11 protein-coding genes are annotated in these 18,260 nt (G+C 46.8%); 5 read left to right on the forward strand and 6 right to left on the reverse strand.

Going from position 1 to position 18,260, the window contains the following annotated elements; translation table 11 throughout:
• The first annotated feature begins 45 nt into the window (after positions 1 to 45).
• A complete protein-coding gene (pth, locus tag IEW69_RS07125) occupies positions 46 to 606 on the forward strand; it encodes an aminoacyl-tRNA hydrolase (RefSeq protein ID WP_188626153.1) in 561 nt (186 codons plus the stop codon).
• Position 607: 1 nt separating this feature from the next.
• Here pth and IEW69_RS07130 read toward each other — a convergent pair whose 3' ends face one another.
• Genes IEW69_RS07130 through IEW69_RS07140 form a run of 3 tightly spaced genes read right to left on the reverse strand, consistent with a single transcriptional unit; the run spans position 608 to position 6,491 of the window.
• Positions 608 to 2,200, reverse strand: a complete 1,593-nt coding sequence (locus tag IEW69_RS07130) for a hybrid sensor histidine kinase/response regulator (protein WP_188626154.1) — start codon at positions 2,198 to 2,200, stop codon at positions 608 to 610.
• A gap of 16 nt (positions 2,201 to 2,216) precedes the next feature.
• On the reverse strand, positions 2,217 to 3,032 hold the full coding sequence (locus IEW69_RS07135; RefSeq protein ID WP_188626155.1) for a CheR family methyltransferase: 816 nt from the start codon (positions 3,030 to 3,032) through the stop codon (positions 2,217 to 2,219).
• Between the two features lie 9 nt (positions 3,033 to 3,041).
• Entirely contained in the window at positions 3,042 to 6,491 is a 3,450-nt protein-coding gene (locus tag IEW69_RS07140) for a response regulator (protein WP_188626156.1), read from the reverse strand.
• A gap of 157 nt (positions 6,492 to 6,648) precedes the next feature.
• Here IEW69_RS07140 and IEW69_RS07145 point away from each other — a divergent pair, with 157 nt between their 5' ends.
• The 4 genes from IEW69_RS07145 (at position 6,649) to IEW69_RS07160 (ending at position 12,236) form a co-directional block, all read left to right on the forward strand.
• Positions 6,649 to 9,105, forward strand: coding sequence for an outer membrane beta-barrel family protein (locus IEW69_RS07145; RefSeq protein WP_188626157.1), 2,457 nt, complete (start codon positions 6,649 to 6,651; stop codon positions 9,103 to 9,105).
• A 6-nt stretch (positions 9,106 to 9,111) separates the two neighbouring features.
• Positions 9,112 to 9,465 carry an ArsC family reductase gene (locus IEW69_RS07150; protein WP_188626158.1) on the forward strand — a complete coding sequence of 118 codons (354 nt, stop codon included), beginning with the start codon at positions 9,112 to 9,114 and terminating at the stop codon, positions 9,463 to 9,465.
• 63 nt (positions 9,466 to 9,528) lie between these two features.
• On the forward strand, positions 9,529 to 10,254 hold the full coding sequence (locus tag IEW69_RS07155; protein WP_188626159.1) for a peptidase associated/transthyretin-like domain-containing protein: 726 nt from the start codon (positions 9,529 to 9,531) through the stop codon (positions 10,252 to 10,254).
• 5 nt (positions 10,255 to 10,259) lie between these two features.
• The gene (locus IEW69_RS07160; protein WP_229663548.1) at positions 10,260 to 12,236 is read left to right on the forward strand and encodes a M1 family metallopeptidase; all 1,977 of its coding nucleotides are present in this window, start codon (positions 10,260 to 10,262) and stop codon (positions 12,234 to 12,236) included.
• Positions 12,237 to 12,301: 65 nt separating this feature from the next.
• Here IEW69_RS07160 and IEW69_RS07165 read toward each other — a convergent pair whose 3' ends face one another.
• The 3 genes from IEW69_RS07165 to IEW69_RS07175 are packed head-to-tail and all read right to left on the reverse strand — an operon-like array spanning position 12,302 to position 18,258.
• Positions 12,302 to 13,144, reverse strand: a complete 843-nt coding sequence (locus IEW69_RS07165; RefSeq protein WP_188626160.1) for an endonuclease/exonuclease/phosphatase family protein — start codon at positions 13,142 to 13,144, stop codon at positions 12,302 to 12,304.
• A 28-nt stretch (positions 13,145 to 13,172) separates the two neighbouring features.
• Positions 13,173 to 14,945 carry a RagB/SusD family nutrient uptake outer membrane protein gene (locus IEW69_RS07170; protein ID WP_188626161.1) on the reverse strand — a complete coding sequence of 591 codons (1,773 nt, stop codon included), beginning with the start codon at positions 14,943 to 14,945 and terminating at the stop codon, positions 13,173 to 13,175.
• A gap of 40 nt (positions 14,946 to 14,985) precedes the next feature.
• Entirely contained in the window at positions 14,986 to 18,258 is a 3,273-nt protein-coding gene (locus tag IEW69_RS07175) for a SusC/RagA family TonB-linked outer membrane protein (RefSeq protein ID WP_188626162.1), read from the reverse strand.
• Positions 18,259 to 18,260 lie beyond the last annotated feature (2 nt).

Here is an 18,260-nt window from a genome sequence, read left to right on the forward strand (position 1 = left end):
GAAGGTAGCTGTTAATAATCATTTAAAGGCCTATATTTGCGGGGCATGAAATACTTAATCGTAGGTTTGGGAAACATCGGGTCTGAATACGCACACACCCGTCATAACATTGGGTTTGACATCGCCGATGAGCTGGTAAAATCCCTTGAAGGCAGCTTTCAAAACATTCGCCTGGCCTACTACGCAGAGGTTGGTTTTAAAGGCCGGAAACTCCATGTGATCAAACCAACAACTTACATGAATCTTAGCGGCAAGGCCGTGAATTACTACATGCAGGAGTTGAAAATTCCTTTGGAAAATGTATTGGTGCTGGTTGATGACCTTGCTTTGCCTTTAGGTAAGCTTCGCTTGAAGCTGCAGGGCAGCAGTGCCGGGCACAATGGCTTGAAAAGTATTGAAGCCCTTTGCGGCGGACAGCAGTATCCACGGCTTCGGTTTGGAATCAGCGACAACTACCCGAAAGGGAGACAGGCAGATTATGTGCTTGCACCGTTTGACAAAGACGAACAGCTGGAATTACCTGCCTTAATTGATCGTAGCGTGGAACTGATTAAGAGCTTCGTTACCGTGGGCCCTGCCAAAACCATGACTGCTTTTAATTCCTAGTTCAGGACACCAGGCAAAGATCGCTGATTTTGCTGTGGAGTAATTTTACATCAAAAGGTTTACTTAGAATGTCGTTCGCCCCTGCGTCTAACGCGGTCTGCTTATCCTGTTCCATTACGGCTGCAGAGAAGGTGATGATGGGCGTCTGTTCTTTTCCGGGCACAATGCCTCCACGGATCAGTTTTATGGCCTCTAGGCCGTTCATAACAGGCATAAAGGTGTCCATCAGGATGATGTTGTAATCATGCTCTTTCAGGCGTTCGATTGCTTCCTGTCCGTTCTCCACGATGTCTGCCTGTGTGTTCCAGGATTTGAGTATGCGTAAGATCAGGAACTGGTTGATTGCATTGTCTTCAGCCACAAGGATCTTTATGCCGTCCAGCGACTTCAGTCTGTTATTTGCCGGAACTTCAACCGGCGTGATGTTCACCTGCGGCAGCTCATATCGGTTGCTGAAACTGAAGGTACTGCCTTTCGATTCTTCACTACTAACTTCAAGAACACCGTTCTTTAGTGCTGCAAGCTGTTTTACGATGGACAAGCCCAGGCCAGTGCCACCAAACTTCAGCGTTGTAGAATCTTCGGCCTGTTCAAATGATTCGAAGATCTTATCTATGTTACTCTTGGCAATGCCGATGCCGGTATCAATCACCAGAAACTTAAGCATGCAGTCTGTTTCGGTACGATCGCGCACTTCAACCTTTAGGGTTACACTGCCTTCGATGGTAAACTTTATGGCGTTGCTGATCAGGTTGGTGAGGATTTGATTTAAGCGTAAGGAGTCTGCGATTACCGCATCCGGCACGTCCGTTTCGATCTCCAGGATCAGGTCAATACCTTTTTCCTTGGCTTTAAACTTCATAATGCTCAGCACGTCGTTGCAGATGCTGCGGATTTGGGTTATGCCACGCACAATTTTGAACTTACCGGATTCAATCTTAGAAAGGTCGAGGATATCGTTGATTACGCCAGACAGGGAATTGGAAGATACCTCAAGCAGATTCACCATTTCCTGTTGTTCTTCGTTCAGGTCGGTAAGCTGCAGGAGTTTAGTAATGCCGATGATGCTGTTTACGGGGGTCCGTATCTCATGGCTCATCGTAGCAAGAAAGTTCTCTTTACCGCGTTTTGCCTGCTCCGCAAGTTCTTTAGCTTTGATAAGTTGCTCCTGAAACTCGAGCAGCTCCTGGTTTTTGTTCTTCAGTATGCGCTGCGTTCTGGTGAAGCGGATAAAAGCGTCTACTTTGGCAGCGGTTACAAAAGGATTGAGGGGTTTGTACAGGTAATCTACAGCACCGGATTGATAACCTTGTAATGCGAATTCTGTATCCGTGGAAATGGCCGTGACAAAGATCACGAGAATGTCTTTAGTCTTTGGACTGCTTTTCAGGATTTTTACGAGTTCAAAGCCATCCATTTCAGGCATTTGAACATCTACAAGGGCTATTGCAATATCATTCTCCCATGCAATACGAAGCGCGTCATTTGGTCGGGTAGTGCTAAGTATATTGATGTCTTCGCGTTGCAAAAGTGCTTCAAGGGCAATGATATTCTCGGGTCGGTCATCAACAATTAATATGTTAATTTTATCCATGTTCCTACTTGGTACATTATGTAATTTTCTGATAGATATTAAGCTTCCTGTCAACAACCTTGAAACGGCCGGTCATGCTACCTTTCAGACTTTCTTTACTTCCTAAGCAAAGAAAGCCAAAATTCGCCAAACTGTCGTAAAATAACTTGAGGACTTTTTCCTGTAGGTCGGGGTTAAAGTAGATCAGTACGTTCCTGCAGGATATTAAATGAAACTCGTTGAATACCCCATCGGAGACCAGATTATGGATGGAGAAAAGCGTTCTGTGCTTTAATGCCGGGCATATGACCGCCGTATCCCCGTCTTTTTCATAATAGTTTGCCAAGCATTTGCGGCCACCAGCAAGGCGATAGTTTTCCTCATAAAGGCTCATCTGCTTCAAGGGATAGCGGCCACTGCGGGCCTGATCAATCACGAGCGCATTAACGTCTGTTCCGTACATGAACGACCTTTGATAGAGTTCTTCCTCTTCAAAAGCGATGGCGAATGAATAGAGTTCTTCGCCCGAGGAGCAGCCTGCGTTCCAGACTTTGACGTGGGGGTAGGTGCGCAGATAGGGGAAAACGGTGCTGCGCAGTGATTTATAAAAATCAGGATCTCTGAACATCTCGGTGACGTTTACCGTGATTTCCGTCAGGAAATATTCGAAGTAGTCCGCATCATTTGTCAGCAGATTTTTCAGGTCAAAGATGCTGAGGTTCTGCAGCTGTGCAATGCGTGCCACGCGTCGCTTCAGCGATGCCGGCGAATACTCGCTGAAGTCGAATCCGTGTACATTTTTGATCAGCTGCACCAGCTGATCCATGTCCTCAAAAGATATGTTTACAGGCATATGGAACGTTTAACTTAACCAAACACGCATGAGGGCCAGGAGTTTGTCGACATCAACAGGTTTGGAGATGTAATCACTCGCACCGGCGTCAATACACTTCTGCCTGTCGTTTTTCATCGCCTTTGCCGTAAGGGCGATGATTGGTATTTTGCCGTACTGCTCGTCTTTTCGGATGCGTTCTATGGCTTCGTAGCCATCCATTTCGGGCATCATAATGTCCATTAAAATCAGATCAATATCTGGCGTAGACGCTAATTTTTCCAGGGCTTCCCGACCATTATTAGCAATGATAATTTCCATGTCGTAGGCATGGAGCGCTGTTGAAAGCGCAAAGATGTTACGCATATCATCATCCGTAATCAGGATGGTCTTGCCTTTTAGTACCTGCTCCTGATTGGTGGACTTCTGTTTAGGGAGGGATTCTGTTGTTTCGGGTGCGGATTGTTGACTTTGCAGCTTGTTCATAAAGAGGCTGACCTCATCCATGAGCCGTTCGTTCGATTTATTCGACTTTAGCACCATGGCATCCGAGTAGTGCATAATTCTGGTCATCATCTGCTGGTCGAGCTCCATTGCCGTGTTGATTACAACAGGAATGTGGGCGAGCTCTGGCTGACTTTTTATCTTGTCGAGCAGTTCCATACCTGAAATATCCGGCAGGTTCAGATCGAGGATAATGCAGTCGAAGCTGTGCGTAGCCAATAAAGCCATAGCCTGCTTGCCATCGAAGGCCTGACGCACTTCGATGCCTCTGGAGGTTAGCTGAACTTTAAGGATTTCACTTTGAAGCTCCTGATCTTCCACAATCAGTACAGATTTGAAGTTACTGAACTGTGCGTGTTCCAGCAGTTCGAATGCCTCGTTAAGCGCTGCGCGCTCCACAGGTTTTTGCAGAAAGCCCACAGCACCTTCTTTTTCCGCTCGGCCGGGATTGCTTTCGCCGGAAGACATCATGTGTACCGGAATATTCTGGGTATTTGAATCTGCCTTAAGTGATTTCAAAACTGCCCATCCATCCATATCCGGCAGGAAGATGTCGAGAATAATTGCGTCTGGCAGGTGTTCCCTGGCAATGCTTAAAGCGGTTGCGCCATCGTGGGCGAGCAGGGCCTTGAAGCCTTTCTGATTGGCATAATTTTCCAGCAGTTTCGCGAAGATGACATCGTCTTCAACAATCAGCATGGTGTGGACGCTGTTGGATGCAGCCGCTTCTACTGTTGCTTCGGGTTTTGGCTGCGGAGCTACGGCTGGTGCCGGGGTGAGGGATGCATCAGGCTCCGTTACCGGCAGGTATAGCGTGAACTTGCTGCCCATACCCACTACACTCGACAGCTGGATTTCACCCCCAAGCAGCGCGGCAAGTTCCTTGCTGATGGACAATCCAAGGCCTGTGCCGCCGTATTTACGGCTGGTTGAACCATCCGCCTGTTGGAAGGCTTCAAAGATGAGGCGCTGTTTTTCGTCCGGGATGCCAATGCCGCTATCGGAAATGTGGAAAGCGAGGACATCCGCTTGCGTGCTTTTCAGGTTCTTGGAATAGAAAGGTTGCGTAGCGGGTACAAGTTCGACCTTCAGTCCGATGGTACCCTGCTCTGGTGTAAATTTGAAGGCGTTAGAAAGCAGGTTCTTTATGATTTGCTCGACCCTTAAGCTGTCAGAAGTAAAGCTGCCGGGCACCGCAGCAGCAATCTCGGTATGAAACTGTATTTTCTTGCTGTTGGCAATCTCAGAGAAAAGCAGTTCCATATTCTGGCAAATCTCCGTTGGCCGTACTGGCTCCTGAATAAGTTCCACCTTTCCAGATTCGATCTTTGAAAGATCAAGAATGTCGTTAATCAGGTTGAGCAGGTCGGCACCGGCATTATGGATTACGCCAGCATATTTGATCTGATCCTCCGTGAGGTTTGAAGGCTTGTTCTCTTTCAGAATTCTGGCCAGAATTAGGATGCTGTTTAGCGGGGTACGCAGTTCGTGACTCATATTGGCCAGAAACTCCGACTTATACCTGCTGGAGGCTTCAAGCTCTTCTGCCTTTATGCTCACTGCTTCCTTAGCCTGATTGATGGCGAGGTTTTTCTCCTCCAGCTGCTGTGCTTTCTCCTCCAGTTCGGCATTGGTTTGCTGAAGTTCTTCCTGCTGAATTTTCAGTTCTTCTTCAGAGGCCTGCAACTGCTCAGATTTGTACACCAGTTCTTCGTTGGTGGTTAACAATTCTTCCTGTTGACTTTCCAGTTCTTCACTTTGTGCCTGCAACTTATCGTACAGCTGGCGAAGCATGACTTTCGCAATACTGCTGTTAAGGCCCACAGCGATGTTTGCCGCAAGGCTTTCCAGGAATAAGACAGCATCAACGTCCGGTTCATTGATGTAGCCGATTTCAAAGATGGCCATGGTTTCCTGATTGTGTTGCACCGGGATCAGGTAAAGTGTTGATGGCTTGCGCTCGCCTAAAGCGGAGCTCACTTTGATGTAGTTATCAGGTAAATCCTTGATGATGCTGACCTGCCCGTCTAAAGCGGCTTGCCCAAGCAGCCCTTCACCCAGCTTAATGGGCGATTTATGCTTGCCGGGCGTGACAGCATACGTCCCCTTGATCAGCAATTCATTCGCTTCCGTACTAAAGTACATTGCGCCCACACTTGCCTTGGTGTATCGGCAAACTTCACTCAGGATGTTCTTAGCGAGATCTTCGAGCTCCTGATTGCCGAACATGAGGTCGTTCACCTTTCTTAAAGCAAGCATTAGCTTGTTCTTCTGGTCATTGTCGTACGACAACTGCGCTAGTCGCTCGTTACGTTCTTTTACCTGCTCCTCAACACGTTTCTGAAAATCAAATGTCTTTCTGATGAGGGTGAATAAATAAAGCACCAGACCAAAGATGGTTAGGGAGCTGATGATCACAATCGCGATGGTTCGCTTAGAATTAAGTTCCGAATCCGCTTTCCGCTGCTTGAGCAATAGGCGTTCTTCAGTCACAAGCGACTCCATGGATTCCAAGATCCGCTCTTTATAGACTCTTCCCTTGTCGGCCGTAACCAGCAGTTCGGGCGTAATGACTTTGGTTTTCCTATAGAGATCCAGGTTGCCTTTCATAGCGGCAACTTTCAACCGCACAAGAGCAGATAGGGTGTCGAGCGTCTCCAGCTGTTTTTGGTTGTCAGCCACGACAGATCTCAGACTGTTTACAGCAGGAATGATTTTGTCTATATTCTGATCATAGGGATCTAAAAACTTCTCTGAACCGGTAAGGATGTAACCCCGCATTGCCGTTTCTGCGGATATGATCATAACGTCAAGTGCCTGTATCTTATTAATTACATCATAGGTGTGACTTTGCCAGGCATCACTTTTTCTGGTGGAGAGCACACTGATGCAGGATGTGATGGCGGAGATGAGAGCAAAGATCATCGTAATGGAGAAGCCCACCAAGACTTGTCTTTTAAACGCGGAATTAAGCATGTTGTAGGAATGTAATCGCAATTTTACGAAATCGACAAGAATAATAAAAGAACTACAATCATTTAACAATAATTAACAGTCAGTTGAAAATAAATTTCCTTAGCATTGTAACTAACTACTTAGTTTCATGTCTTACCAACCACTTAACCTATTTTAAATGAGAGTGCTCTCCATCTTGCTGTTCCTCACATGTGTGTGTTTCTACAGTGTTAAAGCCCAGGTTTCACCAGAAACCGCATCCATCAAAGGTATTGTTATCGACTCGGCTTCGAATAAGCCCCAGGATTACATCACCGCCGCATTGAAAAAAGACAATGCAACCGTCAAAACTGCTTTGTCTAAGAGCGACGGATCTTTTCAGATTGACAAAGTCGCACCCGGCAACTATACCCTGGTGATTGTGGCCATGGGCTTTAGCCCGAAAAACATTCCTGTTAATGTAAAGGAAGCGAAGTCGTATGACCTCGGAAGAATTAAAGTCGCCGGAACGACCAATAACCTTGCGGAAGTAAGTGTTACGGCGGCAAGACCGATCATCAAACAAGATATCGATCGGATTACCTACGATATCCAGGCCGATCCTGAAAGTAAGGTAAACACCGTGTTGGACATGATGCGGAAGATTCCATTACTATCTGTAGATGCTGAAGATAAAATACAGCTTAAGGGTAGCGGGAGCTACAAGATTCTGATCAACAACAAGCCATCATCTTTGGTGGCCAGGAATCCATCCGATGTATTTAGAAGTATGCCTGCAGCGAACATCGAGAAAATTGAAGTGATTACCACGCCACCGGCGAAGTACGACAGCGAAGGTTTAGCGGGTATCATCAACATCATCACCAAGAAGAATATCGACGCGGGGTATAATGGTAATTTAAACCTTCGCCATTCCTTTCCTGCTGGCGGCCCAGGTGGCTCCGGAAGGATTACCGTGAAACAAGGTAAATTTGGACTTTCCGCCTTCGGTATGTATAACGTGTTTGAAAATCCGGGGACAGTATCCCGCAGCGAAAGGACGACCACTGCAAATGCGCTGTTAGGACTTCCGGGAACTTTCCTGAATCAAATCGGCACCAGCAGTAATGATGGAAATTCTGGCTACATGAGTGCGGAGCTTAGCTACGAAATTGATACCCTGAACTTGCTTTCAGGAGATCTTTCCTTCAACAGGTATAGTTTTGATAACATGTCGGATTTGACATCATCATTGCTACAAGCCAGTAATCCATACCAATCATACCGTTCTAACAGTTTCTCTAACAACTTAGGTGATGGTTATGACTTCAGTATCAACTACCAGAGGGGGTTCAAAAATAATAAAAATCAGTTGCTCACCATATCTTATCGCTCCAGCAACTATGGCGGGGATGCGGAGTCGGCCTACAACATCTTTGATCGGTTCAATTACGATCCACAAGCCTTTCCAAACTATTCCCAATTCAATGAAGAACAGCAAAAAGAACAAACCATTCAGGCAGATTATGTGCATCCTGTAGGGAAGAAATTGAATATTGAAGGTGGGGTAAAAGCCATTCTGAGAGATAACAATAGTGAATTTGAATACCAGGGTCAGAATGCCAACGGTGACTATGTTGTGGACCCAAGCAGAACCAATAATTACAACAACAACCAGAATGTTTATGGTATTTACAATACTTATCAGTACAATCTGGCTGACTGGGGTTTTAAAGCCGGCGTGCGGGTAGAGCTGACCACCATAGATGCAGATTTCATTTCACAGTCCTCCAATCTTAATGAAGAGTTCTTCAATGTGATCCCCTCCGTTTCCGTAAACAGGAAGTTCAAAAACATGAGCAGCTTGAACTTTGGTTATACGCAGCGGATTGAACGTCCGGGAATCTGGCAATTGAATCCGTTTGTGCAACGCCAGCCGAACTTTGAATCCAGTGGTAATCCTGATCTTGAACCTGTGTTGAACAATAGTTTTGAGTTAAACTACAGCAAGTTTAAAAAAGGTTCTATCAATATTGGTTTGAATTACTCTTTTGCCAACAATACCATCCAGCAGGTAAGTTCCTATCTCCCGGAAACAGAGATTACAAGATCGACCTTTGTAAACACCGGTAAAGACCGCAAGCTGGGTACAAACTTTAACGTGAACTATCCAATTCTGCCAACCCTAAACTTCTCAGTGGGTGGTAACATGAACTACGTATGGTTGGAAGGTTTCGTAAACGGGCAAACGGTGTCTAACGACGGCTTAACAGGTTATACTTATGGAAACCTGAACTACAGGCATAAATCCGGATGGCGCCTGGGCAGTAACTTCTCTTATAGCAGTGCATGGATTACCTTGCAGGGAAGCTCCAGATCAAGATTCAGCAGTGGTTTCTCTCTTGGTAAGGACATCATAAAAGACAAATTAACCTTCTCTGGTAGTATAAGTAATCCATTTACGAAGTTCATGGCTTGGGAAAATACAACGGAAGGTCCTAACTTTAGCCAACGAAGCTATAGCGAAATGTATTTCAGACGTGTTAACGTAAGTTTAAACTGGAACTTTGGTAAGCTGAAAGAATCTATTAAAAAGAACAGAAGAGGAATCAGCAACGACGATGTAAAAGCCGGCGGTGGTTCTGGAGCAAATTAAAAAGCAATGATAAAAGTATACGGTATTCCCAATTGTAACTCCGTTAAAAAGGCCATTACCTGGCTGAAGGAGCATAACCTGGAATATGAATTTCACGACTTCAAAAAAGAAGGTGTTAACGCAGACCAGCTGAAAAGCTGGTCTGCTGTGTTTGGTTGGGAGCAGGTGCTGAACAAAAAGGGCACCACCTGGCGTAAGTTAGACCCCGCGCAACAATCGACCGTGCAGGACCAGGAAAGTGCAGCGGCTGTGATGCTTCAGGCTTCCAGCGCCATCAAGCGGCCGGTAATTGTTCAGGATGAGCAGCCCCTATTGCTTGGCTTCGATGAAGCCGCATACGCGCAAAAGCTTAAATCCTAAACCCTCGCTGTTGTTTGTTGTTATTTTAAAACCGGTGCAGACTAACCTGCATTGGAACACACCATGATGAAGAAGTTTCTGTTATTATCACTATTGATGCTGCCGCTGATGCTGGCAGCACAAACATCCATAAGCGGCCGTGTTTATGACTTTGAAAATAAGGTGCCGCTGGCGCAGGTTGAAGTACGCAACCTGAACAATAAGCAGGTTTCTAAAAGTGCTGGTGCAGGACAGTTCTCCATAACCGCGAACCAGGGGGATGTACTGACCTTTACGCTGAAAGGCTACCATGTAGATACCTTGTATCTGACCAGCATGCGTCCAATTGCAGTTTACCTGCCCAATTCATCTATTAGTCTGAATGAAGTTAAAATTCAGAGCGCCAAATTATCGCCTTACCTAGATGTTGAAAACATCAACGCGGGTATCCCTGCGACCAAGCGCATAGAAGGAGATGGCCTCGATGGTAAGCGTAATAACGATCGCGCAGGTGGCATTGTCCTCAACTTGGGTTTCGATAAGATGAAAGCGCAGCGCGAGAAAGAACAACGTTTAACTGCCAATGAAGGGGTAGAGAATGACATCCGCTTGAACTTCAATGAAACGACTGTCGGCAACATCACCAAGCTTAAAGGTGACGACCTGAAAGCTTTCCTTTCCATTTACCAGCCTAGCGTGGACCGTGTGAAAAGTGATGCGCCATTCAATTACACTTTGTACATTGCACAGGCCTATCAGGCATGGCTCAAGTTGCCACCATCACAAAGAAAAGTACCTAAATTCAAATAAAGATTATGATCAAAACCTGCAGTAAACTTCTGCTTCTTGTTGGTTTTCTGAGCAGCGGTGTCACCGCCATGGCTCAGGAAAGTGCCAGTCCGCAGACTGGAAAGTATAATTCACATGATGCCTTCCGTCCGATGTTCTACACCTCAAACGGAAACGAGTACCGCTCCGCGAGTGGTTACCCCGGTCCAAAGTACTGGCAGAACCGCGCGGACTACAACATCACGGCCAGCCTGGATGAACAGACACATACCATCTCCGGCACGGTAACCATTACCTATAAGAACAACAGCCCCGATCAGTTGCCGTTCCTGTGGTTGCAACTAGATCAGAACTTGTTTTCAAAAGCATCCCGTGGGAATGCTTTGATCCCTAAAGGCAGCCGCTATGGCGCCCGTGGCGAACAGATCGACGGTGGTTATAAGGTCACTAACCTGAGTGTTTCGCAGAAAGCAAAAGCAGTAAAGTTTAACTCTCTTATTGAGGACACCAGAATGCAGATTCAGCTGGATCAGCCAATGGCTGCAAACGGTGATCTGATTACCATCAAGATGGATTATTCCTTCCCGATTCCGGTGAATGGCTCTGACCGCCTGGGTCACCTTACCACCAAAAATGGTGAAATTTACAGCATCGCACAGTGGTTCCCAAGAATGAGTGTATATGATGACGTAAACGGATGGAACACCTTACCTTATTGGGGTGCAAGTGAGTTTTACCTGGAATTTGGTGACATTACTTACGCCATTACCGCAGCTGCAAATCAAGTGGTTTTGGGATCAGGGGAACTGTTGAACCCACAGGAGGTCTTTACTGCCGAAGAACTTAAACGCTGGAATGCTGCGAAAAACAGCGATAAGACTGTGATCATCCGCTCAGAAGCGGATGTGCTCAATCCAGCTTCAAGGCCATCTAAACAGAAGTTGACCTGGAAATACAGGATCAACAATACCAGGGATGCAGCCTGGGCTTCTTCCAAAGCGTTCGTCGTATCTGGTGCAAAGATCAATCTGCCAAGCGGCAAGAAATCTTTCGCAGTGGAAGCACATCCTGTAGAAAGCAATACGCCGGAAGGTTATGCACGCGGTGCAGAATATGTGAAAGGTAGTATCGAGCATTATTCCAAACAATGGTTCGAGTACCCATATCCGATGGCGATAAACATCGCTTCAAACATTAGTGGTATGGAATACCCAGGCATTGTGTTCTGCGGCTGGGAAGCTAAAGGAGAAGAAGCATGGGGCGTAATTGATCACGAATTTGGACATACCTGGTTCCCGATGATCGTTGGTAGCAATGAGCGTAAGTATGGCTGGATGGATGAAGGTTTCAACACCTTTATCAACAACATCTCTAAAGCTAACTTCAACAATGGTGAGTTTAACAAAGGTCGCATGGACTATCAGAGCATCGCCAAATACCTGGCCCGCCCATCCAACGAAATTGTAATGTTAACACCAGACGCCATGCGCGAGGCGAATATTGGTATCAACCTGTACTACAAGCCGGCAATCGGTTTGGAAATCCTGCGCAAGCAGATCCTCGGTGAAGAGCGTTTCGACTATGCTTTCCGCAATTACATTAAGCATTGGGCTTACAAACACCCTACACCAACAGACTTCTTCCGTTCTATGGAAAATGCCGCTGGTGAAGACCTATCGTGGTTCTGGAGAGGTTGGTTTATGGAAGATTGGTCCATGGATCAGGGCATCGGTAGCGTGAAGGAAGCTAAGAATAAAGCTGGACAACGTGAAGGCTATGATATCGTTGTGAATAACCTTGGCCGCTTGCCAATGCCGATTATCCTTGGTGTAGAAACCAGCAGTGGTAAGAAGGAGTTGGTTCGCGTTCCGGTAGATGTATGGATGCGCAACAGCAGCTGGACAGTAAGGTTCCCGACTACTGAAGAAGTGGTGTCAGTAACCATCGACCCTGATCATGAGCTGCCAGAAGCTAACCCAGATAACAATACCTGGAAAAAGTAATCTCAATAAAAATAAAAAGGGCTGCTATATCGTTTATAGCAGCCCTTTCTTTTTTAAGGAAGTATCTATTTCATGGTTACTTCTGCCAGAATAGGGAAGTGGTCAGAAACGAATTTTCCGCGGTAGGTGTCTGTTAGAATACCCCAACGTTTAGCGGTAAACTGTTTGGTTACGAAGATGTGGTCTATCACGCCAAGATCATCCAATTGCTTACCCCAGCCGTTGAAAGAAGCATTGTTCACGTAAGGCTTTTCTACCTGGTTGTAGGTGTCTGTTAAAAAGCCTGAGTTCTTAAGGGTCAGATACCACTCACTCTCGTGATCGCCATTTAAGTCGCCGGTGAATACCGCAGGTGCATTACCTGCAATTTCCTTGATCTTTTTAATCATCAGTTTGCTGCTTTCCACGCGGGCAATTTTACCCTGGTGATCAAAGTGCGCATTAAAGAAAAAGAACTTCTTGCCAGACTTGATGTCTTGCAACTGTACCCAGCTTGCGATACGATTACAGCAGGTTGCATCCCAGCCAAGCCCTGGTTTATCGGGCGTTTCCGACAACCAGAAATCACCTTTACTCAACAGCTTGAACTTATCTTTCTTGTAGAAAATGGAGGAGTGTTCACCACCAGATTGGCCGTCATCACGACCGGCGCCATGGTTAGCATATTCCGGGAGGTAGTTGCTCAGGTCGTCGATCTGGTTTTTCTTGGCCTCTTGCGTGCCGAATACATCAAACTGATGGAAACGCATAACGTTGGCGGCGTACTCCCGGCGTTGTTCCCAAAGGTTGCCAACGTCACCACGGTTGTCGTTCCTGACGTTGAAGGTTCCGAAAATATAGGTTTGTGCATAAGCACCGCAGCTGATGCAAAGGAGCAAAGCTGCGGTTAATAGGTTTTTGATTTTCATTGTACGTTATTCAAGTTTATAATAGATACTACCATCCTGGGTTCTGACCCAATGCCGGATTAAACAGGCGGTCTGTTTCAGGAATAGGGTAAAGATAATTTTTATCTGTAAATACCCGATTTGTAGTTGTTAACCAGGTCAACTCTCCAGAGGTGTTGTTTGACAACCTTTGTGGATTAGGTCCGCCGCTTACCGTAGGGGCAACATTGATGTAGTTGACGCCCGGCACGCGGGTTGCCGGCATCACCTGATAGAATGCGACATCCAGAATGCCGTCCTCATTTAAGTCCAATGGTACATCCAGTGCAGGCACGTAGAAGCCGTTCCATACTTTAGTCATCAAAGCGCCTTTTTTCCACCTAATGATATCACTAAAGCGCAGTCCTTCGAACGATAACTCAATGCCGCGTTCCCGTCTGACTTCCAGCAGTGCCGGATCGGAGATTTCCGGGAAGTAGTTGGCCTGTAAGTAAGGATCAGCAGCAGTAGGTTTCGTACTGATTCCACCGGTGATACCTGCCCTCTGACGCAGTGCACCTATGGTTCTGGTCCAGTCCGCATCGCTGAAAGTGCCGAGCTCTGCTTTTGCTTCCGCATAGTTCAACAGTACTTCCGCGTAGCGCATCAGTGGAATCGAGTTGATGTTTTGCGCACCGCCATCATACCTTACATCATCCAGTACAAACTTGATCGGCTGATAGCCGGTATAAGTGTAAGAGAAGATCGGTGGCGCAACTTCAGGCGCGCCGCCATTGATGCGCTTATAGTTGCCCATACGAATGGTTTGTTGCAAACGTTTATCGCGGTTCTTCACCTCATCTTTAAACTGCAGGGTCGCGTAGTCTGGTCTGCTGGTAAATGGCGTACCATCGATATTCAGATAGGTGTTTACAAAGGTGCGGACCAAGCTAACCCTGGAACCGTAGGTAGCACTTGTCCACCACCAGTTCGCGTCATTATATACAGCAAGGTTGGCGTCGGTCACTGCAGCAAGCATCACCTCAGTAGCAACAGGTGCCGTGCTGATGAATAGATTTCGGTAGGCAAGGTCGGTGCCGCCTGCGGTATTCAAGGTGAAACCACCCGCAGTCATAACCTGCTCGGCAGCACTTGCCGCTTCCTGCAGCCACTGATTTGCAGAACCTGTAAGTCCAGCCTCCGTGTGGTATTTCCTGAACGTACCCTCAAATAGTGCAATTCTGGACTTTAAGCCATAAGCTACATACTTCGTGATTAGTGAACGGCTGTTGTCGTTTGTCCTGGTGATGTATTCACATGCATAGTTAATGTCTGCAAGTACAGAATCCATAACCAGCGCACGTTTATCGCGGCCGTTAAACAATGCCGGATCATCTACGGCGAAGGTCTTGTTAATCCAGGGCACATCACCAAAGCGCTTTACTTTTTCGAAGTAGAAATAGGCTCTGAAGAACCTGGCCAATGCCGTGTATTGCTGCCTTACAGCAGGTGCAACTTTTGGATCATTATTGTTCTCCAGAAAGTAGTTGATGTTGCGCAGGTCAGACCAGCTCCAGCCGGAACTCTGGCGTGGACCATAAGCACCATCGACCAGGAATTCTGGCGCCTGACTTCTTGCGGCGTAATCCGCCATAGCATCACCTTTATGTGCATCAGAAGGTGAGGGCAGGATGTTGTAAAATGAATTGGTGTATAGTTCAAGACCCTTTTCATTGCTGAAAACTGCTTCCCTGGTGGCCGTATCTTCTGGTGTCTGATCAAGTTTCTTACACCCGGCAAAGCCGATGACTACTGGTATAAGACATAATAAGAACTTCTTCATATTTTAATTTTTTAAATGCTTGTTGTAAATGCTTTAAACCCTAGAAAGTGGCCGATAGACCTAAACTGAAGGTTTTGAGTATTGGATAATTATTTCCATTCCCACTGCCGCCATCTGTTAAAATAGCATCAGATCTGCCGATGTTCTCGATGTCCAGATCCTTAGTTACTTTGTAGAGTGGTGATGACGACCAGAGGTTTTCACCAGACAGGAATACGCGAACATTGCTTAAACCTGCTTTTTTAACAAAGGTCTGCGGCAAGGTATAGCCCAGCTGAAGGTTTTTCAAGCGGATATAAGACACATCCTGTAGGTACTTCGTTTGCGCCTGAGCCAGTGTTCCAGATCCGTTTTGAGCAATGTAGCCTCTGTAACGTGGGAAGTATGCATTCGGATTTTCAGGTGTCCAGATGTTGCCAAGCTGTGAGGTTGGAATTTTGTTGTACGGACGGTTGTATTGTCCCCAGAAGGTTCCGTTCTCAGTACCCGGGTACCAGTCCATAGAGCCAACGCCCTGGAAGAAGGTGCTAAAGAAGAAACCTTTCCAGTCTGCACCCAACGCAATCCCGTAGGTGTAGCGTGGCGTAGAGTTACCGATAATCTTGCGGTCTCCAGGATTGCCAACGGTATTATCACCATTGTTAATCACCCCATCGCCGTTGATGTCGCGGAATTTGACATCCCCGGGCAGGCTTTTACTGGTGTTTGAAGATTTGTAAAGAATTTGACTAGGGGAGTTGGCGACATCCGCTTCCGAAAGGAAGAAGCCATCGGTCTCAAAGCCCCAGATCTCACCTACGGTCTGGCCAGCATAGTAGTCAGATAGCCTTTGGTCCGGGTTGTTGTACTTCAGGATCTTCGCCTTGTAATCGGCCAATGTTAAGCGCACCGAATAACTCAATGGCGAGCCACCAACATCAAGGCGGTCATTCCAGGTTACATTTGCTTCCCAACCCGTGGTCCGCAAGTCGGCATAGTTCCCTTTTGGTACACCGATACCAAAAACAGCCGGCAGCGTCATTCCCACGGTAAACATATCCGTAGTCTTACGCGTATAAGCGTCTCCGCTGAAGTTCAGGCGATTGTTCAGGAAGGCGATGTCCAGACCGATGTTTTGGGTAGTAGAAGTTTCCCAGGTCAAGCCATCAGGAATAACGCCTGGCTGACTGGTTTGCTGCGGTCGTACACCGTTCAATACACGGCCTGACTGGCTAATGCCAAACTTCTCCTGGAAAGCATAAGATGCGATGTTACCATTACCCAATGAACCGTAGGAAGCACGGATTTTTAAGTCGGTAATCACATTAGGATTAATCTTCCAGAATGGTTCCTTGCTCACCCGCCAGCCTGCAGAGAAGGACGGGAAGAACGCATAACGCTGGTTATCCGGAAACTTCGATGATCCGTCATAACGGCCATTCAATTCAACCAGATAGCGATCTTTGAAAGCATAGTTTAAGCGGTAAAATCCACCAAGTATGGCCCATTGCTCATATCCGCCTGAGGTTTGAATAGATTGTCCTAGTGCCAGGTTGATGTCGTTCGCATCTTCGAAGATTAAGCCGTTACGCAAAGCCTCGAGACGTTTATAGGTCGACTGCTCGTAATTGTAACCTGCAAGCACCTTGATGTAGTGATGCTCACTAATCTTTGGCTCGTACTCCGCGTAGATGTTTGTCACCATATACTGCGTATTGCGGTCAAGTTTCTGCAGGTCATTATAGTTCAAGCCCACATACTCAATAACCCCGGGTTTACGGCTGTATGGCACTGGCACACGCTTGCGACTTTGATCATTATCGGTGTTCTGGAAAGTGAAATCTCCCTTAATTCTGAACTTATCCTCAAAGAAGCTGGTGCTGAAGCCAGTAGTATTGCGAAACACTTTGTTGTCCATATCAATCCCGTTTTTACCATACCAAAGATCTCCAACAGTATACGCGGAAGAAAAGGTAAGCGTGCCATCGGGGTTGAACATTGGCGCTACAGTATGACCCTCATCGGCAATGTTACGCCAGATACCACCACCTTCACCAACATTCACCGGTGTGTGATATTTGGAAGCCGAATAGTCCGCATTGTTGTAAACCTTTAACCATGGATAGAGCTGTATAGATCCCTTTGCACGAAGGTTCAGCATCTCATAATCGTCAGAATTGTAGCGAAACAATCCATCCTGTTTGTAAGATCTTCCAGAGATGTAGAAGTCGGTCTTGCCACTTCCACCAGATAAGGAGATGTTTTGCTCCGTAGCACTGGTATTGTCTTTATACAGCTCATCGTACCAGTCTGTATTCTCATAGTAAACGTACTCACCCGCAGCATTAACCTCTGTTTTAGGCAGGTTCGGATTTTCAGAACGCCGTTTTAGCTCTTCCAGGTAAGCTGGAGAAAACTTAACGGTTTTGTTGATGTTCTGCGGGGTTTGGGAGTAATCATTCCAGGCCGACCAGCCTTCATTGAACATACTGGCGAATGTGTAGCCGTCACTTACATAGTCGGGCACGGTTGTCGGTGTTTTGATGGATTGTGTGATGCTGTAGCTTATCGACGTACGCTCTTTAGCCGGATTTTTAGTGGTAATCAGCACCACGCCAAATGCAGCTCTTGCACCATATATCGCGGCAGATGCAGCATCTTTCAGCACCGTTACACTCGCAATGTCATTTGGATTGATCCTTCCGGGATCTCCTTCAATACCGTCAATCAATACCAGTGCGCTTCCGCCTTGTCCAATCGAGGTTGTTCCACGAACGTTGAAAGCTGGAGACTGCGTTGGCCTGCCGTCGGCGATGCTCAGGTTCAGGTTGGGTATCACCCCTTGAAGCCCTTGCGCCAGATTGGCGACAGAACGGTTTTCAAGCACCTTGGAGGTAACCTGAGTCACTGCACCAGTTAGGTTTTCCCGTTTCTGCGTGCCGTAACCCACTACAAGCACCTCGTTCAGTGTGCCTGTTTCGGCCGTTAAGGTGATGTTTAGCGGGGTGGTCTGTCCCGCGCGAACGGCAACCTTGGTTTGTGTGGAGGAGGTATAGGAAATGAAGCTGGCGGTAAGGGTATAACTGCCTGGCGCGACATCAAAGGTGTATACACCATCTGCGTTGCTTTGAACAACGATGTTGAGCTCCGCAATTCGGATGCTTGCACCCGGCAGGGGCGCACCCTTTTCGTCGACGATTTTACCGCTGATCCTTCCGCGGTCCTGATTGAGGAAGTTGCCGGCATTCAAGCTGGCATTTGCTCCAATGGTCAGGAGCAAAAATGCCATCAGTAAAGCGACTTCCTTTTTTAAAGTAAGTACAGTTTTAAGCATAA

This window comes from Pedobacter quisquiliarum, assembly GCF_014642175.1.
GTDB classification, from domain to species: domain Bacteria; phylum Bacteroidota; class Bacteroidia; order Sphingobacteriales; family Sphingobacteriaceae; genus Pedobacter; species Pedobacter quisquiliarum.

Bases quoted from the DNA above. Each gene is read 5' to 3' on its own strand.
- IEW69_RS07140 (WP_188626156.1), bottom strand. From the start codon at position 6,491: ATGCTTAATTCCGCGTTTAAAAGACAAGTCTTGGTGGGCTTCTCCATT.
- IEW69_RS07160 (WP_229663548.1), top strand. From the start codon at position 10,260: ATGATCAAAACCTGCAGTAAACTTCTGCTTCTTGTTGGTTTTCTGAGC.
- IEW69_RS07165 (WP_188626160.1), bottom strand. From the start codon at position 13,144: ATGAAAATCAAAAACCTATTAACCGCAGCTTTGCTCCTTTGCATCAGC.
- IEW69_RS07130 (WP_188626154.1), bottom strand. From the start codon at position 2,200: ATGGATAAAATTAACATATTAATTGTTGATGACCGACCCGAGAATATC.
- IEW69_RS07135 (WP_188626155.1), bottom strand. From the start codon at position 3,032: ATGCCTGTAAACATATCTTTTGAGGACATGGATCAGCTGGTGCAGCTG.
- pth (WP_188626153.1), top strand. From the start codon at position 46: ATGAAATACTTAATCGTAGGTTTGGGAAACATCGGGTCTGAATACGCA.
- IEW69_RS07170 (WP_188626161.1), bottom strand. From the start codon at position 14,945: ATGAAGAAGTTCTTATTATGTCTTATACCAGTAGTCATCGGCTTTGCC.
- IEW69_RS07145 (WP_188626157.1), top strand. From the start codon at position 6,649: ATGAGAGTGCTCTCCATCTTGCTGTTCCTCACATGTGTGTGTTTCTAC.
- IEW69_RS07175 (WP_188626162.1), bottom strand. From the start codon at position 18,258: ATGCTTAAAACTGTACTTACTTTAAAAAAGGAAGTCGCTTTACTGATG.
- IEW69_RS07150 (WP_188626158.1), top strand. From the start codon at position 9,112: ATGATAAAAGTATACGGTATTCCCAATTGTAACTCCGTTAAAAAGGCC.
- IEW69_RS07155 (WP_188626159.1), top strand. From the start codon at position 9,529: ATGATGAAGAAGTTTCTGTTATTATCACTATTGATGCTGCCGCTGATG.